At 40.1% G+C, this 18,116-nt stretch carries 18 protein-coding genes; 2 read left to right on the forward strand and 16 right to left on the reverse strand.

What is annotated here, in order from left to right:
* Nucleotides 1-230 precede the first annotated feature (230 nt).
* The 8 genes from ACPC57_RS05205 to metG all read right to left on the reverse strand — a co-directional run bounded on the left by ACPC57_RS05205 (nt 231) and on the right by metG (nt 8,717).
* Nucleotides 231-719, reverse strand: coding sequence for an LURP-one-related/scramblase family protein (locus ACPC57_RS05205; RefSeq protein ID WP_217373921.1), 489 nt, complete (start codon nt 717-719; stop codon nt 231-233).
* Between the two features lie 267 nt (nt 720-986).
* A complete protein-coding gene (prsA, locus tag ACPC57_RS05210; protein WP_434066445.1) occupies nt 987-1,970 on the reverse strand; it encodes a peptidylprolyl isomerase PrsA in 984 nt (327 codons plus the stop codon).
* Between the two features lie 62 nt (nt 1,971-2,032).
* The gene (locus ACPC57_RS05215; protein WP_277844666.1) at nt 2,033-2,752 is read right to left on the reverse strand and encodes an O-methyltransferase; all 720 of its coding nucleotides are present in this window, start codon (nt 2,750-2,752) and stop codon (nt 2,033-2,035) included.
* 74 nt (nt 2,753-2,826) lie between these two features.
* Complete coding sequence (locus ACPC57_RS05220) at nt 2,827-3,375, reverse strand: DUF6630 family protein (RefSeq protein WP_277837029.1); 549 nt, start codon at nt 3,373-3,375, stop codon at nt 2,827-2,829.
* A gap of 12 nt (nt 3,376-3,387) precedes the next feature.
* Nucleotides 3,388-3,834, reverse strand: coding sequence for a hypothetical protein (locus ACPC57_RS05225; RefSeq protein ID WP_434066454.1), 447 nt, complete (start codon nt 3,832-3,834; stop codon nt 3,388-3,390).
* A 1-nt stretch (nt 3,835) separates the two neighbouring features.
* On the reverse strand, nt 3,836-5,638 hold the full coding sequence (gene pepF / locus ACPC57_RS05230) for an oligoendopeptidase F (protein ID WP_434066446.1): 1,803 nt from the start codon (nt 5,636-5,638) through the stop codon (nt 3,836-3,838).
* Nucleotides 5,639-5,710: 72 nt separating this feature from the next.
* Complete coding sequence (locus ACPC57_RS05235; protein ID WP_434066447.1) at nt 5,711-6,649, reverse strand: competence protein CoiA; 939 nt, start codon at nt 6,647-6,649, stop codon at nt 5,711-5,713.
* Between the two features lie 64 nt (nt 6,650-6,713).
* The gene (metG, locus tag ACPC57_RS05240) at nt 6,714-8,717 is read right to left on the reverse strand and encodes a methionine--tRNA ligase (protein ID WP_434066448.1); all 2,004 of its coding nucleotides are present in this window, start codon (nt 8,715-8,717) and stop codon (nt 6,714-6,716) included.
* A 165-nt stretch (nt 8,718-8,882) separates the two neighbouring features.
* On the opposite strand from metG, the gene ACPC57_RS05245 reads away from it, so the two are divergent.
* The gene (locus ACPC57_RS05245; protein ID WP_434066449.1) at nt 8,883-9,476 is read left to right on the forward strand and encodes a DUF1361 domain-containing protein; all 594 of its coding nucleotides are present in this window, start codon (nt 8,883-8,885) and stop codon (nt 9,474-9,476) included.
* Nucleotides 9,477-9,747: 271 nt separating this feature from the next.
* Here the strand turns inward: ACPC57_RS05245 and ACPC57_RS05250 are convergent, their stop codons facing one another.
* The 7 genes from ACPC57_RS05250 to ACPC57_RS05280 form a co-directional block, all read right to left on the reverse strand.
* The gene (locus ACPC57_RS05250; RefSeq protein ID WP_334116478.1) at nt 9,748-10,107 is read right to left on the reverse strand and encodes a hypothetical protein; all 360 of its coding nucleotides are present in this window, start codon (nt 10,105-10,107) and stop codon (nt 9,748-9,750) included.
* Nucleotides 10,108-10,137: 30 nt separating this feature from the next.
* Nucleotides 10,138-10,491, reverse strand: coding sequence for a hypothetical protein (locus ACPC57_RS05255; RefSeq protein ID WP_434066450.1), 354 nt, complete (start codon nt 10,489-10,491; stop codon nt 10,138-10,140).
* A gap of 17 nt (nt 10,492-10,508) precedes the next feature.
* Nucleotides 10,509-10,730, reverse strand: a complete 222-nt coding sequence (locus ACPC57_RS05260; RefSeq protein WP_216806629.1) for a hypothetical protein — start codon at nt 10,728-10,730, stop codon at nt 10,509-10,511.
* A 63-nt stretch (nt 10,731-10,793) separates the two neighbouring features.
* Nucleotides 10,794-13,898 carry a type III restriction-modification system endonuclease gene (locus tag ACPC57_RS05265; RefSeq protein WP_434066451.1) on the reverse strand — a complete coding sequence of 1,035 codons (3,105 nt, stop codon included), beginning with the start codon at nt 13,896-13,898 and terminating at the stop codon, nt 10,794-10,796.
* Between the two features lie 3 nt (nt 13,899-13,901).
* Complete coding sequence (locus tag ACPC57_RS05270; protein WP_313466962.1) at nt 13,902-15,677, reverse strand: site-specific DNA-methyltransferase; 1,776 nt, start codon at nt 15,675-15,677, stop codon at nt 13,902-13,904.
* 428 nt (nt 15,678-16,105) lie between these two features.
* Nucleotides 16,106-16,225 (reverse strand): putative holin-like toxin, encoded by a 120-nt coding sequence (locus ACPC57_RS05275; protein ID WP_398577499.1) that lies wholly within the window; start codon nt 16,223-16,225, stop codon nt 16,106-16,108.
* A gap of 348 nt (nt 16,226-16,573) precedes the next feature.
* Nucleotides 16,574-16,660, reverse strand: coding sequence for a putative holin-like toxin (locus tag ACPC57_RS05280; RefSeq protein ID WP_434066455.1), 87 nt, complete (start codon nt 16,658-16,660; stop codon nt 16,574-16,576).
* A 316-nt stretch (nt 16,661-16,976) separates the two neighbouring features.
* Here ACPC57_RS05280 and ACPC57_RS05285 point away from each other — a divergent pair, with 316 nt between their 5' ends.
* Nucleotides 16,977-17,858, forward strand: a complete 882-nt coding sequence (locus tag ACPC57_RS05285; protein WP_434066452.1) for a CPBP family intramembrane glutamic endopeptidase — start codon at nt 16,977-16,979, stop codon at nt 17,856-17,858.
* 57 nt (nt 17,859-17,915) lie between these two features.
* Here the strand turns inward: ACPC57_RS05285 and ACPC57_RS05290 are convergent.
* Nucleotides 17,916-18,116, reverse strand: a 201-nt coding sequence (locus ACPC57_RS05290) for an IS3 family transposase (RefSeq protein ID WP_434066453.1), incomplete at its 5' end; no start/stop codon positions are given.

Here is an 18,116-nt window from a genome sequence, read left to right on the forward strand (position 1 = left end):
GTCAGCAATTGAAAGAAGCAACCCTTCCGGGCGGGTTCAATTTAACTAACTAGCTGAACTGAACGTTTTCTTTCATTTGTTTTTAGGTTGGCTTTTATTCGAAAATATCCTAACCAAACCATTCCTTTGTTAAAAATTTCAATTTGTTTTCAAAACACATATGGTTCCAGGGAACAGGAACCAACACCAATAGATTGCTTGTTTTTAGAAAAACTTTCAGTGATAAACTATTAAGAACTAGATGCAGCTTCCATCATTTCCACATAGTCAATGGCAACTACTAAAGAAATAACTAAATCAGCATAACCATCATCTACAACCGTTACAGAATAATGGGAAGTTAAATGAAAAAGTTCTTTGGAAATTTCAGCAACTAGTTGACCATCCGGAGTTCTCAAACGAAAATCAAGGTCCCAAAGATTGCCTTCTAAAAGCAAACCTAAATTTTCGACCGTATACCGGTCTTTAAAAAATGTTAATTTCTTTTGTAAATAGAAAGAATGGCCATTAGCCATAACAATTGTAAACTGAGGCAGGAAAGAAAACACTTTTTTCGTAATCTGACAAATTTCAATACCTTGGTCATTGGTAACAGTAAAGCGTTTCGGAATTTCTAAAAAACTTCCTTTAACTTGATAGGCCAATTGTCCAAAATTATCTTGGATGTCAAATTTTTCACCGCCAAACGTAAACCGTTGTTTCACTAGAAATTGTTTCATAATCACCTCAAAAAAATAACAAGAAATCAAACGAAGGGCGAAGAACCGCGGTACCACCTTCATTCAATGACTTGTCATTCTCATTTAAGAACCAGTATTCAGTAGTAAAGCATTTCTTATGAAAGATAGATCGGCTAAACTGTGAATCCAGGTTCCACTATTCAATTGTAGTATTAAGTAGCAAAATACTTGGCTTAGATGGCTCGCAACAACCGCCAATTTTCTGAACTAAGGTGTCAAGTATCTAATCTTAATATATGTTGCTCATTATTCACCAGATGAACTAGATTCAGTTGTTGATGAAGATGAACTAGAAGATTCAGTAGATGAACTACTTTCTTCAGTTGTGATGTATTGTGACAACAAGTTTTGGAATGCTGAGTCTTTTACTTTCACATTCGCGTCTTGGAGAGCAGTCTTAATGACGTTAGAGACAAAAGTAGAATCTGCTTGTTTTTCAGCAAGAATGATTTCTTTCAATTTGTCTTTGTAATCTTTCCAGTTATCAGATTTCTCAGTCTTAGACTCTAATTTTACAACATAGTAGCTGGTTTTATATGTTGATGTATCCAAAACAGATATAACTGATGCACCGACTTGACCAGCATCCAAGGCGAAGATAGCGGTTTTTACTTCAGTTGGAACAGTAGTAGATGATGAGTCAAATGTAATTTTTCCACCATCATCTTTTGTATCAGTATCAGTAGAATTGTCTTTCGCTAATTGAGCAAAATCTGCGCCCTCTGCTTGTGCAGATGCAAGTACTTCTTTTGCTTTAGTCTCATCATCTAACCTAATAATACGAGCTGTTACTTCTGGTGTATAAGCTTCATAAGCACTCTTATATGCATCATCCGTTAACTCTTTTTCTGCAGCTTTCTTAACTGCATATTCAACCAATTTGTTTGTACGGATTTGATCTTTATATGTCTCCTCAGTCAAACTAGCTGATGCAAGTGCAGATGCAAAAGAGTCACCATACTGCTCTGCCATATCATTATATGCATCATCTACTTCTTGAGCAGAAACTTTATCACCGTATTCTTTTTCGAATACTTCACCAATAATCATAGAAAGCAAAACCTGCTGTGCTTGAGAATTGTATTTTACTTTATCATAAAATTCTGAAACAGAGATGGTGCTACCTTTCATCGTGATGATGTCTTTATCGGCACTTGATGAACATGCTGCTAAAGTTGCAGCAGCCAATAAAGTTACCGCTCCTGCAAGAAATTTTTTAGTTTTCTTCATAGAAAAACTGTCTCCTTTTATTCAATAACCTCTATATTATAACACAAAAGCTTTAATTTTTCTTAAATTTCTTCTATTTCAAGGGTAATAATAGCACTATTCTTACGAATCATCAGTAATCCATCGCTCATTGGAACCAAACTAGCAGTCAGATCTTGATGATTTAAGGTTGCCTGAAACAAGCGTTGTAGACCCCTGTAGATGGTTCGTTGTCCTCTACGCACTTCCTTAATGTCCTTTGCGATATCACCACCCTGAAAAATATCATCAAGAACAATCAAACCACCCACTTTTACCTTTTTTAATACTTCCGGTAAAAAGACAATGTATTTAGACTTAGCAGAGTCCATGAAGACAAAGTCATAGGTATCATCAGGGAGAGTTGGTAACAAATCCATTGCTTCCCCTTCCAGCAATTCAATCTGCTGGCGCTGATCATATTTGGCAAAGTTTTCCTTAGCAAAACCAATCATTTCTTCATTTCGATCGATTGTTGTAACGTGTGATTTGGGACTGTTCTCAGCCATTAATAACGCTGAAAAACCAATAGCTGTTCCAATTTCTAATATTTCTTGAGGCTGCAAGGTTTGCATCAAAATCCGAAAGAAAGCAACTGTTTCATGTGGAATAATTGGAATATTTTCTTGACGAGCGAACTCTTCCAGTTCTTTCAAAAACCCTGTATTTTGCGCCTGACGTGTTCGCATAAAGTCCACAATTTCTTCCTTAACGACAGGACGGCGCATATTGTGATTTGCGTTTTTACTATATGATTCGACCATAGAATCCATTATATCATAAGCCGACAAGATTTTCTTCATCAACACACTAAAAGGTAGGTTTCCCCACCTTTTCTTTACATTTTTTTGGCGTAATCAATCCGATACCCTAAATTTCCAGCTAGTTCTTGAAGTCGAACAAAAGTCGCTTGCTTACTGAAAAAGAGATAGTAATTATCGGTGTCAATATCCACTGCCCCTAGACAAAAATGTTCATCAAGATATTTGCTATCAATGACTCTTGCCCATTCTGAAATAGAGGCAGCTGGATTTAATCCATCCGAATCCAATTTGAGAGAAATCCCTGCATTGCGGACTTGATGAAGACGGTCAAAAAAGTAGATAAAATCTTCAAGATTGTCCTTATAATCACGCACACAGATATAATCAAAATGCTCTAGTAATTTTATCAAGATTATCCAAAGATTTTCCTTTTCAGACTCCCCAACACGGTCCAAGAAATCATCAAATGAATCTGGTTCTAGGATGCGTTCAATAGAGTTTAAAATCTGATTCGGATCACTAGCAAAAACCACATCTCTAAGCTGGAGAAATAGCTCCCTATCACCATTTGACATGAGGTCCGCCAGTTCAAAAATATCCTGTAGCAGTTCTTCCGTTAACATAGTACCTCCACTTTATGAATTTGAAAAGTCCCATTTTATATACGGTGCTACTTGCTCTACAAAATGGTATATATCATTAAAATCTGCACCATCAAGCTTATTCAAATTGACGACTGCAAGTAGTGCTCCCTTATTTCCTACAATTCGCAAACGTTTCGACTGATAGCCACGATAGACAGGAGAAACAAGGTAGCGAATCTCCGCAATCTCATCTAAAGAATGGCGCTGATAGTCTCCTGCTGCTTTGCTTTGATATTCTAAATACTGCTCATTCAAGACAAAGACAGCTCCCTGTTTGCGCAAGAAATAAACATATAATGCTAACGGAATGCTCAGCAATAAATAACACAATCCCGAAACCAATGCTGGTTCCGGCTTTGTCATTAAGCCAATTCCAATCAAAACCAAACCAATACTGACTGCAACTGGTATCACAATCGAACGCTTATAGGAAATCATTTTAGAGATGTAACCCTTTTTCAACAAGCTCTTCCAATTCAGTTAGGCGTGCTTCAAAAACTTTGAAAGCATCGTTAAGATAGTCTTCCTTGGTCATATCTACACCAGCTTTTGCAATGACGTTGAGGGGATAATCTGAGCTACCAGCCTTCAAGTAGTTGAGATAGTTTTCTTTGTCTTCTGGACTACCATTGACAATCTTGTTTGCGAGAGCTGATGCTGCCGCAAAACCTGTCGCATATTGATAGACATAGAAATTGTAATAGAAGTGTGGAATGCGAGCCCACTCAAACTGGATTTCTGGGTTTTCTTCTGCAGAAAGTCCGTAGTATTTTTCGTTAGTCTGACCGTATAATTCATTGAGGAAATCAGCCGTCAAGACTTGACCTTCTTGGTCTGCCTTATAGATAGCCTGTTCAAACTCGGCAAATTGTGTCTGGCGGAAGACTGTACCACGGAAACCATCTAGGTAATGGTTAAGAATAGCAAAGCGTTCCTTGTCATCTTCTACTTCTGCCAATAGTTTTTCAGTCAGAAGGTTTTCGTTGGTAGTTGAAGCAATTTCAGCTAAGAAAAGTGAATAATGGCCATAGACATAGGGTTGAGTCTTACGAGTCAACATGGAATGAAGAGAATGTCCTGTTTCATGGATAAGGGTGTACATGTTATCCAAGTTATCTTGCCAGTTGAGAAGCATGAAGGCGTTTGTGTCGTAGGCACCACCTGAATATGCTCCTGATCGTTTTCCTTCATTGACATGGACGTCAATCCAACGATTCTCATAGGCTTCTTTTACAATAGCCGAATAATCCTCACCGAAGATTTCCAAGGTTTCTTGGCATTTTTTGAGTGCATCTTCATAGGAAATCTTGGTGCTAAAATCTGACAATGGCGTGTACATATCGTACATCTTCAAGTCGTCAATACCCAAGAGTTTCTTTCGCAAATTGATATAACGGTGCAAGAGCGGGAGGTGCTTGTTGACTGCCTCAACTAATGTATCGTAGACAGATTCTGGAATAAAATTGGCTGCAAGAGATGCGTGACGGGCTGAGTCGTACTTCCGCAAACGTGCTTTCAGGTTATTGACCTTAACGTTTGACTGCAGAGTCTTAGCGTAGGTATGCTGAAACTGCTCATAGGTTCCGTACATAGCCTCATATGCTTCTTGACGGACGTCGCGGTTTTTAGACTCCATAAAGTGGATGTAGTTACCGTGAGAAAGTGGTACCAAATGTCCCTCTTCATCCGCAATTTCAGGGAATAGGATACTTGCATTATCCAAAACAGAGAAAGTTTCAGCTGGAGATTCGAAAATCTCACTCGTAGCAGCCAATACTTCTTCAATTTCTTGTGACAAAACATGGTCCTTAGCTGCTAAGAGTTTTTCAAATTGATGGCTGTACTGCACCAAAGTTGGCTCTTCATCCATGAATGCTTTCAACTGTTCCTCAGTAATAGCCATAAATTCAGGTTCATAGAATGCAAAAGCCTGTGAAAAGGCCGAATACAAGCCCATGGCTTTAGCCTGAAATTCCTGGTATTTACCTTCACGAGTATCTTGATCGTTCTTCATAGACGCATAGACATAGAGTTTTTCAATGCGACGCATGAGACCGAGTTGTGTCTCACTAATATCTAAGAGACTTTTAGCCGAATCAAGCAAGTGGCCAGCAAAATCCTTTGCCGTTTCAGTTTCTGCTTGTAATGAAGCTAATTCTTCTTCCCAAGCTTCATCGGTTGGAAAAATAGTGGTCAAATCCCACTGGTATTTTTCTTCAATTTCATGACGTTGTTTAGACATAATAAATCCTCCGTATTCCATATTTTAACATAAAAATGCCCCACTTTCCAACGGGAGGTGAGAACGATTGCATTATTTTTTAAGGTAAATAACCGGTGGATAAAGGACTTGATTCCTCTTGTCTTTAACCCTAGCATAATAGCCATCAAAGTCCTGGTAAACCGAGTTCAAATTTACCTGTATCTGGGCAAAGCCAATGGCTGAGCGGGGCAGTCGGATGTGGGGAAACCAGTCAAATACTGTCTTGGTCAGTAGATTTTCTCCACGTCCATAAGCCTCCGCTTGCAGAGCGAGCCATTTGGGGGATTTGTAATAAAGCTGTTGAGCAATGTAGCGAGGCAAATCCTCATCCATAGGACAAGTCATGCTAGATAGGATTTGCTTGGCAAAGGGCTGACGCAAGATTTCCAATAAATTTCCCTCGCCAAATGGAAAAACCTTTGTCAGACAGTGGACCTTACCTCGTAAGTCTTCATGAATAAGGTAACGGAGCCGCAATTCTTTTTTCTCGTCATCCAATTCCCAGAGGTGAAAACCCATATTCATACTAAAAGAGAGAAATTGCTTGTGCAAATTGGTCAGTCGTTCCTTGAGCCACAAATCCTTGCCAAGCAACCAAAGAACCAGATAACCAGCCTCACGATAGGCTTGCGTCCTCAGCTGCAAACGAGAAATCGGCAGACTGGAACATTGGACTTCCATGACTAAACAATCATTGACAAATAAGTCCGCTATCTGACCTAACTCCTGCAGGCATTTTTCAAGTTCAACTCGTTCGGTATTGACTAACCACCTGTACAGACAAGACTTGAGGGACAGATGTTGGGTGGACTCATTCTCGGAAAAATAGTGGCAGTCCCGCAGGGTGACGTGGGCAAAGTGCGAACGCAGAACTTTTCCGGATTTGTATCGGACTAAGCCTCCACAACCTGGACAAAAATATCGACCTTGTGGCGCAGGATTTTCCAAGACATTAAAAAATTGCCCATCTTCATCAAGTGCAATTAACATAGAACCTCCTTTCTATATTAATTCGCAAAAAAAACACCCAGATTTACTGAGTGTTTGAGTTATCTTACCCAATCTGACTGCCGTTTGGCACAGATGGATCGACAGTTAAGAGTGTTAAATTGTCACCATGTTCGGCTGAGAGGATCATGCCCTGGCTGAGCAAGCCCATCATCTTACGCGGCTTGAGGTTGGCAACGATTTGGACTTTCTTACCGACCAACTCCTGCTCATTTGGATAGTATTTGGCGATACCGGACAGGATTTGGCGGTCTTGACCGTCACCTGCGTCCAGACGGAACTTGAGCAACTTGTCAGATCCCTCTACTTTGGCTACTTCTTTGACTTCGGCCACACGGATTTCTATCTTGTCAAAGTCCTCGAACTTGATCGCAGCTTTCTTATTTTTGAGTTCCACGTCAGCTGGGTCCCACTCTTTTTCTTCCTCTTGGGAAATAGCAGAGCTGCCACCCATTTGGGCTTGGATATAGGCGATTTCCTCTTCCATATCCAGTCGTGGGAAGATAGGCGTGCCTTTTGCGACCACTGTCAAACCAGCTGGAAGACCTGCAAAGTCAAGGTTTTCAAGGTCAAATACAGTACCCAAGCCAAGCTGTTCCATAATGGCATTAGACGTCGTCATCATGAATGGTTGAATGAGGTGCGCCACCACACGAAGACCTGCTGTCAAGTGAGCCATAACCGCTGCCAACTTGTCGCGGTCAGCTTCTTCTTTTGCCAATACCCAAGGTGCAGTTTCATCAATGTACTTGTTGGTACGGGAGATGATATTCCAAACAGCTTCCAAAGCGCGTGGATAGTCAATTGCTTCCATATACTTGTGGTATCTTGCCAAGTTGTCAGCTACTACTGCCGCCAAGTCTGCATCAAAATCAGTCACGTCGGCAACAAAAGTTGGCACCTGACCACTAAAATACTTGTTTATCATAGCAACCGTGCGGTTGAGCAAGTTTCCAAGGTCGTTGGCCAGTTCGTAGTTGATACGACCAACATAGTCTTCTGGCGTGAAGGTTCCGTCAGAACCGACTGGTAGACTACGCATGAGGTAGTAACGCAGTGGATCCAAGCCGTAACGCTCGACTAACATTTCTGGGTAAACAACATTTCCCTTAGACTTAGACATCTTGCCATCTTTCATGACAAACCAGCCGTGAGCAACCAAGCGATTTGGCAGCTTCATATCCAACATCATAAGCATGATTGGCCAGTAAATGGAGTGGAAGCGAAGAATGTCCTTTCCAACCATGTGGTAAACAGTTCCATTCCAGAACTTATCATAGTTGGCTGTCTCTTCCTGACCGTAGCCCAAAGCAGTCGCATAGTTAAGCAGAGCATCTATCCATACGTAAACAACGTGTTTTGGATTAGACGGAACAGGTACTCCCCATGTAAAGGATGTACGGGATACCGCCAAATCTTCCAAGCCTGGCTCGATGAAGTTTTTCATGATTTCATTCATTCGACCATCAGGTTGGATAAAGTCTGGGTGAGCATTGAAGAATTCAACCAATTTATCTTGATATTTGCTGAGGCGGAGGAAGTAAGATTCTTCTGATACCCAAGCAACCTCATGTCCACTTGGAGCAATCCCGCCTGTTACCTTACCATTTTCATCACGGAATACCTCTGCCAATTGGCTTTCAGTGAAGAATTCTTCGTCTGATACAGAGTACCAACCAGAATATTCACCCAAGTAAATATCATCTTGAGCCAGCAATTTTTCAAAAACATCTGCCACCACTTGTTCATGGTAATCGTCTGTTGTGCGAATAAACTTATCATATGAAATATCAAGAAGTTTCCAAAGTTCTTTCACACCGACCGCCATGCCGTCTACATAAGCTTGTGGAGTTAATCCAGCATCTTTTGCCTTTTCTTCGATCTTTTGACCGTGCTCATCAAGACCTGTTAAATAATAGACCTCATGCCCCATAAGGCGTTTGTAACGAGCCAATACATCGCAGGCAATGGTCGTGTAAGCTGAACCGATATGAAGTTTTCCAGACGGATAATAAATCGGTGTGGTGATATAAAACGGTGTTTTTGTCATGCTTTTTTTCCTTTCAAATTCAGAGCAAATGAAACTCTGTTATTGACAATACTTCATTTTATCATATTTTCAGCTAAATCACAAAATGGTTCTCATTGTTATTCTTCTTCCATCTATGCTATACTATACTGTAATCACTGTAATCCAAATAGAAAGAGGTATGCTATGTTTACTAAGAAAAATTGTCTTATCCACCTTTTCTTCATTGTTATCGCTGCTGGACTCTATCGTTACGGTATCAAGGCACCTGATTTAACTTGGAATATGTTTTTGGCCTTGGCTTCATTAGATTTTGCCATTCTGACCCATTTTTCTAAAAACGGATTCATCAAATTCATCACCGCTGTCCTTTGGCTTTTCTTTTATCCTAACACATTTTACATGGTGACAGATATTGTTCATATGCACTTTGCCAACACAGTTCTATGGCAAAGAGAAAGTATGATTCTATTTATGCTTTATGTCCCAAGTATTTTCTTTGGGGTCATGAGCGGCGTGGAGAGTTTAAGACTTATCTTCTCCGCTTTTGCCATCAAGTCCTATTGGCTCCGCCTAGTCCTAATTGGTGGCCTGTCCTTTCTCTCTAGCTTTGCAATCCATATTGGTCGCTATGCTCGACTGAATTCCTGGGACATTTTTACACGACCAACTGTCGTTGTCAATGAAATGATCGATGTTATTTCATGGGAAGCTCTGCCATTTATTTTAGGATTTACATTTATCCAAATTATGGTTCTGGTCTTTGCGATTGATGAATAAAGAAAAAACGGAAACAGTTTTGAACAGCTGCTTCCGTTTTACTTTATTCGATATGAAGTTGTGGAAAAATATTGAATCCTTCTAATATATTCCTCTCAAGTTTCTTTAAAAATCCTCCCTACAGAAGATTTTTATAGTCATATTGAGCCATCTTATTATCTAGTAATCTCCTTGAAATCATATATTCTCTGACTTCATCTCGGTTCAAATGTTAGATAGCTTGCTTTTGGAATGACATATAGTTTGTTATAAACTCAATAACATCTTCCAATTAAACTGGTCTGCCTTCAAATAAATCTGGCGAAAGATACATTTTAACCAGTCTCTCAATGACTTCTTCATATAATTGATAATGTGCAGTGTGCTCAGCCAATAATTCTTGATGAATGTCTCTAATCAGAATATTATCAAAAATCAAATTTGTATACTTAATAACTTGAAGATGTAAAGCCAAGAGTTCTTTATCATTATCCAAAAGTCGAATCAATTGGTGTTTATCAGGATCACGGAACTCAACATCATGTGAAAAAGAGTCTATCATTTTCGCTAATTGTGCAATCAAATTCAGTCTTTGTAAATCTGAAAACCCTTGGATAATCCCCGAATTAAAGTCTTCTTTTAAAGAATTCATTTTTGAAATAATTGTATACCCATAATTTAGTCAATCTCTTGAAAGTATCTCATTCGATGAGGAATCATCTAGCATTTCAATCCAACTTGTTGCATTTTCAGCTACCTCATTCAATTCCAAACGGACAGTCTCCAAATTTTTTGCACCGTAAGTAATATGAATTCTATCAATACTTTCCTTGATAAAATCTCTCCTCGTCCCATCTTCATTAAACTCATAGGAATCAGAAAGCATCCCTTTTTTCTCCGAATCTCGCTTTTCAACCTGATATCTAAATTCATCCACGAACAGTATGACGCCTATTTGAACATCTAGTATTCCCATTCCTAAATCTTCAAGAGTAATGACATTAACTTCTGCAGCCAAGTGGTCTAGTTTTTCCAAAATAGCATAGACCTCATTTAGCTTGTCCTAGTGTGATAATTGGTATGGCAAGGTTCATCAAGACCGATTACCCAATCCCTTGCCAAGTAAATGAGCTGATTACCTTCTGAAATATAGGCTGTCAAACTGCGAATTGGAAAAGTTTCCTTTCGAATGACTTTAGTATTCTCACGTTCTGCTGGTGAGCTAGACTGTGGTAATTTTAATTTTTCCTTTTCTTTATTATCATCCTGTTGCAACACTCCAATAATAACCAAAACTGGTAAAGTAATATACCAATATTTAATGAGTAGTATAAAAAATCAATCATATCCTCTCACAATTTCAAGGAGTTTCTCATAGGAATCAACCACATCGTAAATCCGATCGTCCGCAATCAATCCTTTTTCCTTCAAGGCTTTGAAGTGGGCCTTAGCACACTCAATCTTAGCCAACTCTGCCCCCTTCAATTGCAAGGTTGACATAGAACCCTTGGTTTCAGCTACGAAGTAAATATGCTTGACCGAACCTTCTCGGAAGGCAATGGCCCAGTCTGGATTGTAATCACCCAGCGGTGTGGAAATCTTAAACTTGCTTGGCAATTTGGCATAGACCATGACATCGTCGAATCGCTCCAAGTCCTCTTTGAACTTCCTCTCCGTTCCAGAATCAACCTTCACATAATTATAAACGCCCTTCTCAGACTTGAGCATATTGTCATCCGATACCTTACCACTCAAAGGATTGTCTGTAAAAATGGAACTATCAAAGGTTTCCTCTAGGATATTGTAGCGGATATGCTCAATCACCTGACTCGCCTTTTGCTCATTAATCAGGCGGCTTGTTCGCTGGATAAATGACTCAGGGTTATAGGCAAACATGTCAAACTTGCTTGGTGAGATTTGTTTTAAGATATTGGCAACTGTTTGCCGTTTCAACTCCGTGCGACTGGCGATTTCTCCTAGCAAATCATATCGGAGTTGAATAGAAGACTTATCCAGCACAGCCTGACGCTTGCCATTCTTATTAACCTTGAAATCCAAACCTTGTTCTGCCTTCATTTCCTTAGCCTCAGCCTCAGTAATCATATAACTTGGCTTTTTAACAAACAAGGACTCATTCAAGACCTTAACAGACTTTTCAATCAACTCTTCATCGTCAAACTCGACATAGTAGGTGGACTTGTGATGAATACTTTCCCACAACCATTTAAACTCTTGACGATTGTAGTTATCAGGATTGATTTCTCTTGCAAAAACCACTTCTGAATCATTTTCATGCTCAATCGGGTAACGATTGGCATCATAAATCGTTTCTAGAATATCTTTTACAGCCACTTCATAACCTGTCAGATTTTCAGATAGAGTAAACTGACTTGTTTCTTTTTGTTCAAAATAGGTAGCAGTCAGATTCCCCTTGCTGTCAATATAATCTTGCTTAATCAACTGGTATTCGATCTCCTTAGCCACTTCCTTGGTGACAGTCAGTTTTTGACCAGCTTCATTTTCCAAGACTTTATTGACAAAAAGATCTACTTCCACTTTACTTGGACGGTCAGCCAGAACTTCCTTAAGATCTCTTTGCAAATTCTTGGCAAAGTCTTCGTAGCTTTCATTGGCGATGACAGTCAACTTGTTAATGTTATGAACATCAGCCCCTAAAAATTCCTCATCCTGACGGACACCTTTTTGGTCAACGGCGAGACGCATCCCACGACCAATCTTTTGCCGTTTTTCCGTTTCAGTACCAGTATTTTTCAAGGTACAAATCTGGAAGACATTGGGATTGTCCCAACCTTCTTTGAGGGCTGAGTGGGAGAAGATAAAGCGAACTGGCTCTTCAAATGACAGCAGACGCTCCTTGTCCTTCATAATTAAGTCATAGGCATCCTTATCGTTGGACTGGTTATTTTTTTTCTCCGTAGCAGACTTGTAGTCCACAAACTTGACCTTATCAGACTTTTTCACCTTATCAACGGAGAAATAACCTGCGTGAACAGGATTACCTTCTTGATGCTTGTTGAGATAATGCCAAAAGTTGCTTCCATGCAGATTGGAATCAGCCAACAAAGCCTTGACCTGTGCTTCGTATTCTTCTTCAAAAATCTGAGCATAGGTTCCATTGTAGGCTTCATTTTGCTCATCATAGCACTTATATTTGGCAACTTCATCGATGAAGAAAAGGGATAGCACCTTAATGCCTCGTTTGTAAAGGCGTTCCTCTTTTTGTAAGTGACTGGCAATGGTTTCCCTTATCTGAATACGGCGAATATCATCTTCATTGGTTTCTCCAATCACTTCGCCCACATAGAGTTTGCGATTGGCACCGATTTGAATGGAATTTTCACCTTCACGCGCATCAAAATGACTCAAGGTCCAACCATCCTGATAGGCTGGTAGGTTGCCTGATTCTTCATAAAGAGCAAAAGGCTCTTCCACCAATTTTGTCACACGCTTGACATCACCTGACTTGGTCCGCACTTCAAACTCAATCCGAGCCTTAGGAGAACCTGATTTTTGCGGAACCAATTCTTGCAAATAAAGGTAGCCTTGTGTCCCAGTGGTTGCAATCTGCTCTATGGTCTTAACGGCAATCTTCTTGACCAACTTTTTATTGTAGGCGTCCAGGGCATCCAGACGATAAATCATATCGTGCTTGTCCTTATGAGTCGCTGAATAGCGGAGAGTAAATAGGGGCTTGAAGTCCTCCAAGCGTTCTTTCGTCTTTTTCCCCTCAACAGACTGAGGCTCATCGATAATCAAAATAGGATTAGTCGCCGCTATGACATCAATCGGCTTTCGCCAGCGGAAACTTTCTTGCTCGGTATGAATGCGACGGGCATCTGCTCCAGTGGCATTGAAGGCTTGCGAATTGATAATCATCACCTGAATGTCTGAGGAGTTAGCAAACTTGTCCAACTCTCCCAAACGGCTAGAATCATAGACAAAATAGCGTGGCTTCTTGCCATACTCCATCTGGAAATGGTCCGCCATGATTTCAAAGGATTTGAGCACTCCCTCACGAATAGCGATGCTCGGCACTACAATGATAAACTTGAGCCAACCATACTGCTTGTTAAGCTCCATCAGGGTACGGATATAGGTGTAGGTCTTCCCTGTCCCTGTTTCCATCTCAATGGTCAGATTGTAAGACGAACGGCAATCTACTTTTTGAATAGACAAGTTTTCAGAAGGTTTTAGTCCTTGGCGGAGCTGCTGAGTTCGTACCTGCTGGCTGACGGTATCCTGTGAAAGCTGAATTGGAGCATTGCGAAAACCGATAAAATTCATGTCCAGTTCCGCATCCATTCCCAGACCTTTATCCATGTGGTAATCAAAACCACTGTGCTTGCCCTGACCAGCAAAAATATCCACAACAGAGGCCACCGCATCTAACTGAAATTGCTGCTGCTTAAATTGAAGTTTCATCTCCTACACCACCTTCACTTTGGTATTTGGTGCTTCTTCTTTGAAGATTTGCCCAAGGTTGATTTTGGCTGCAGAGTTGGCGAAGGATTCGTCCTTAAAGACAGCACGAAGAGGTTCTTCTTTAGCGATTTGACGGAGGACGCTTTCTGAAATCTCATCCGCAAAGCAGGCAATCAAGGCACCGTCCGCCACATTGTAAATGTCTGTACCGTCAATCTGGCTTTTCGCAATCGGAAGAGAAAGCTCCATCCCCCATGTCAGCATAATCTGGAAGAGGAGGTCATGGGCTGTCCGACCGTCTTTGATATTGGAAACACTGTCAAATAGGCTTTCTTGGCTAAAGCTGTCTGGTGCTTGGCTGACATCCTTGAAGTTTGAACTGTCTAGCTTATAAGCTCTAAAACCAAAGTCTTGCTTGCCGACGGTTTCAGGATGTTCTTTCTGAATCTTTTTAGCAGCCCGACGGATGCGCTCACGAGAAATCTGGTCAATGGTTTCATAACCAGCTTCTTTGGCTGCAGACTTGTCCGCCACTTGCTCGTCTAAAGTACAGAGAATGTACTTGCGGTTGCCACCGTCTTCAGCATTCAACTGCATAACCGCGTGTGCAGTAGTTGCAGAACCTGCGAAGAAGTCGAGGATTGTTGCCGATTTATCTATTAATGTATCACAAATCCATTTTATGTAGAGAGGATTTTTAGGGTAACTAAATAATTGTAGTCCTTCAAATAAATCATTGACAAATTTTCCGCCTGAAGAGACCGCATCTTTTAAAATGCTATCCCAAGGTAGCTCACGTACATTACCAGCTTCAGTAACCACATGGATATCATATCTACCATCTTTTTTCAATTTGCTAATCAACTTAGTCTTTTCATTTCTAAATTTATCCCTTCCCCATCTCCATCTACCATCAGTCCCATCTGGTCTCAATGGAAAAATTTCGATTGAGTTAGAATCTTGTATTAGAGAAAGTTCACCTGACGATTCGTTCAAGTATATGGGATAAAACATATCCGGTCTATCTTGTCTTTTATCAGAATCTCCATCTTTTCTCAAAGAACGACTTGTTTCATTTTCAGATATAATGTACCTCCCTTTAAGAACTTCCATAGTTACATCGCTTCTTGAATAACACAATAGATATTCATGCATATTCTTGATAAACTTTGGTGTCTTACCACCTGACAGCGGTTTAATAAAATTTCCAACAAAATTCTCCTCCCCAAATATCTCATCACAGATGGCTTTGAGGTTGGCTTGTTCGTTGTCGTCGATGGAGATAAAGATAACACCACTGTCTTTGAGAAGGTTGCGGGCGAGGACCAGACGCGGGTACATCATATTGAGCCAGTCGGAGTGATAGCGGGCGGAGGATTTTTCATTCTTGGTCAAGCCCACCCGTTGCAGACCGTCCTCATCTCGCAGGTCCATTTCATCTGCCAGTTCTTCCTCACTCATCTGGAATTTATCCGAATAAACAAAGTCCTTGCCTGTATTGTAAGGTGGGTCAATATAAATCATATCAATCTTGCCAAGATAAGACTCCTGCAAGACCTTGAGGACTTCAAGGTTGTCCCCTGTAATAAAGATATTCTCAGACTTGTCAAAATCAACACTTTCCTCAAGATCTGGTCGGAGAGTCTGGCTGGTCGGTTTACCTGCCTCCGCAATCGCTCCGCGTTTGCCGACCCAGGTAAACTCATAAGACTCTCGCCCCTCTACAATCTCTCTTGAAAGAAGTTGACGAAGTTTTTCAAAGTCAATGGCAGGACGCAACCTACCATTTTCATCACTACTTTCTGTCAGAACCTCAGGAAAAAGCTGACCAATTTTTGCAATGTTGTCTGATAAAACATCTTTTGAAGTTAGGTCTAGCTTTTCAACTTGTGTGTATTCTCCAAGCTTGTGCTGTGCTGTGCTGTGCTGTGCTGTGCTGTGCTGTGCTGTGCTGTGCTGTGCTCATGATAATCTCCTTTTCTTAGGCTGTCAAGCCATTTTTGATGATATAGATACAAAATTGTCAAACAATTTTAGTTTATGGTATAATGGTTTTGAAAAAGGGATTGAGCGCTAACTCAATCCGCCGTGTTTGTTTCCTTCTGTTTTTTTGGGGGGAAACGACCTCAAACAGTATCTCAGTCTGTTTGAGCATTTTAAAGACGGGACGAATGAAAAGATTACAGTCAACCTGCTAGTTCACTCTGTCAAAGTTTCATAGCGGTTGGCTGTCTTTTATTTTTACGATTGTTAAAAATAAATGTCAATAGCCCGATTAGTAACGTGCCAAACTGAAATATCAGCCCGAGGGCCTCTGCGACAGACATTGCGGCAAACCTTTCTAGTTCGGTACTGCATAGGCACCACCTCCCAAAATAGATTTCCGCCCCGCTTTTGGAACTTTTCTACTGTTCTATAATACCATATTTTCCACAGTTTTCACCTATGTTTTAATGCTCGCTGAAAATTCATATAGCATTTGTCAAACAATTTTAGTTTATGGTATAATAAGTTTGAAAAAGGGATTGAGCGCCAACTCAATCCGCCATGTTCGTTTCCTTCTGTTTTTTGGGGGAAACGACCTCAAACAGTCTCCCAGACTGTTTGAGCATTATAAAGACGGTGGCTCATATTGCGGAAATAATCCGTCCTACTCGCTCAAAAGTGGGGACGGATTATTTTTTGTCATCTATGAAGAATTTATAGCACAAACCAATTAAGGCGATGGTGAAACCACCAAAACTCAATAGCGTTTGTACCACTTCAAATGCTGTCAAAAGATTGTTACCCCTTTTCCGTCAGATTTTGATGAATTGCACATAGGCATCACCGTCCTCTCACTTAGAAAGTAACCACCGTCTTTCTCCTACATCCATTCTTGGATAGAGGAGCACTTTTCTACTGTTCAATTTCACTATATTTTCCACAGGTTTTACTGTGGATTTTTTGTTTGAATTTTACCATTCTCCGTGTATTATTTTGAAACGTTCAATCTTTTACATAAAAATAAGCCTAGAATTTTCTAAATTAATATGGTAAAATAGTAAACTAGTAAAGCATCTGTGAGGTGGACCATATATGAAAACAGAGTTTATCAAAGAAAAAGCTAAATCAGCGTTTAATCTTAATGCATTCACTTCACCATTAATGGGTATCATTTTGTTGATTGTAGGGGAAATGCTTGGATTAATTGTGTATGCTCCGATAATTCCATTTATTCCGTATGAAAACAATCCATTTCTCTCGCTTAGCTTAGATTTATTTGCTTTTATATTTATTAGTTTGGTTGTGATTCTTTGGTCTCGCTGTGTTGAAAAAAGCCCGTGGTTAGGACTCGGGTTTACTAAAAAAGGTGCTGGAAAAGATTTTCTACTCGGTTGGGGAATCGGAGCTACAATGTTGACCACGTGTACACTCATCATGTGGGGATTGGGTGCGATTGAATTTACTAGCACCCAGTTCTCTATAAAATTACTCGGAGAATTCTTTATACTAATCCTAGCTTGGTCAATCCAAGGTACAACAGAAGAGATATTATCAAGAGGATGGATGTTTTCATCACTTTCAGCCAAACACACTATTCCTGTTGGTATCCTTATTTCCTCGCTCTTTTTCACATTTCTTCATTTAGGAAACCATGCTATCTCACTCATACCGCTTTTGGATCTCACATTGTTTGGTGTCTTAACCTGTTTAATGATGCTCAAAACAGGTAATATTTGGACAATTGGTGGCTTGCATGCTGCCTGGAATTGTTTCCAAGGAAATGTCTTTGCATTCCCAGTTAGCGGTACACAAGCTGGACATGCCTTTATACAAGTTGGTATCACAGGACCTGAATGGCTATCTGGCGGTAATTTCGGTGTCGAAGGTTCTGTAATTAGCTTGTTTGTTCAAAGTGGAATGATAGCTTGGCTTGTCTATGACCTCTATTATAAACATAAAAGAAAATTCTTATAAACAACAAAAGACTGTTGACGATTCATGTACTGACCCCAAAAAGTTAGACAAAAAATATTAGTGAAAGGATTTAGTTCTGTACTGAACAGGACTAAGTCCTTTTAGTTTTGCTTTAATGCGTTTATTGTTGTAGTAAAAAATATAACCAGTGATAGCTTGCTCTAGTTGGTCCAGTGACTTGAAATTCTTCTCAAATCCGTAAAACATTTCTGTTTTCAAAATGCCAAAGAAGGACTCCATCATGCCATTATCCGTGCT

Origin of the sequence: Streptococcus sp. VTCC 12886 (assembly GCF_049893425.1) — a bacterium.
Lineage (GTDB): Bacteria > Bacillota > Bacilli > Lactobacillales > Streptococcaceae > Streptococcus > Streptococcus suis_AA.

Bases quoted from the DNA above. Each gene is read 5' to 3' on its own strand.
- ACPC57_RS05205 (WP_217373921.1), bottom strand. From the start codon at position 719: ATGAAACAATTTCTAGTGAAACAACGGTTTACGTTTGGCGGTGAAAAA.
- prsA (WP_434066445.1), bottom strand. From the start codon at position 1,970: ATGAAGAAAACTAAAAAATTTCTTGCAGGAGCGGTAACTTTATTGGCT.
- ACPC57_RS05215 (WP_277844666.1), bottom strand. From the start codon at position 2,752: ATGGTCGAATCATATAGTAAAAACGCAAATCACAATATGCGCCGTCCT.
- ACPC57_RS05220 (WP_277837029.1), bottom strand. From the start codon at position 3,375: ATGTTAACGGAAGAACTGCTACAGGATATTTTTGAACTGGCGGACCTC.
- ACPC57_RS05225 (WP_434066454.1), bottom strand. From the start codon at position 3,834: ATGATTTCCTATAAGCGTTCGATTGTGATACCAGTTGCAGTCAGTATT.
- pepF (WP_434066446.1), bottom strand. From the start codon at position 5,638: ATGTCTAAACAACGTCATGAAATTGAAGAAAAATACCAGTGGGATTTG.
- ACPC57_RS05235 (WP_434066447.1), bottom strand. From the start codon at position 6,649: ATGTTAATTGCACTTGATGAAGATGGGCAATTTTTTAATGTCTTGGAA.
- metG (WP_434066448.1), bottom strand. From the start codon at position 8,717: ATGACAAAAACACCGTTTTATATCACCACACCGATTTATTATCCGTCT.
- ACPC57_RS05245 (WP_434066449.1), top strand. From the start codon at position 8,883: ATGTTTACTAAGAAAAATTGTCTTATCCACCTTTTCTTCATTGTTATC.
- ACPC57_RS05250 (WP_334116478.1), bottom strand. From the start codon at position 10,107: ATGAATTCTTTAAAAGAAGACTTTAATTCGGGGATTATCCAAGGGTTT.
- ACPC57_RS05265 (WP_434066451.1), bottom strand. From the start codon at position 13,898: ATGAAACTTCAATTTAAGCAGCAGCAATTTCAGTTAGATGCGGTGGCC.
- ACPC57_RS05275 (WP_398577499.1), bottom strand. From the start codon at position 16,225: ATGTCTGTCGCAGAGGCCCTCGGGCTGATATTTCAGTTTGGCACGTTA.
- ACPC57_RS05285 (WP_434066452.1), top strand. From the start codon at position 16,977: ATGAAAACAGAGTTTATCAAAGAAAAAGCTAAATCAGCGTTTAATCTT.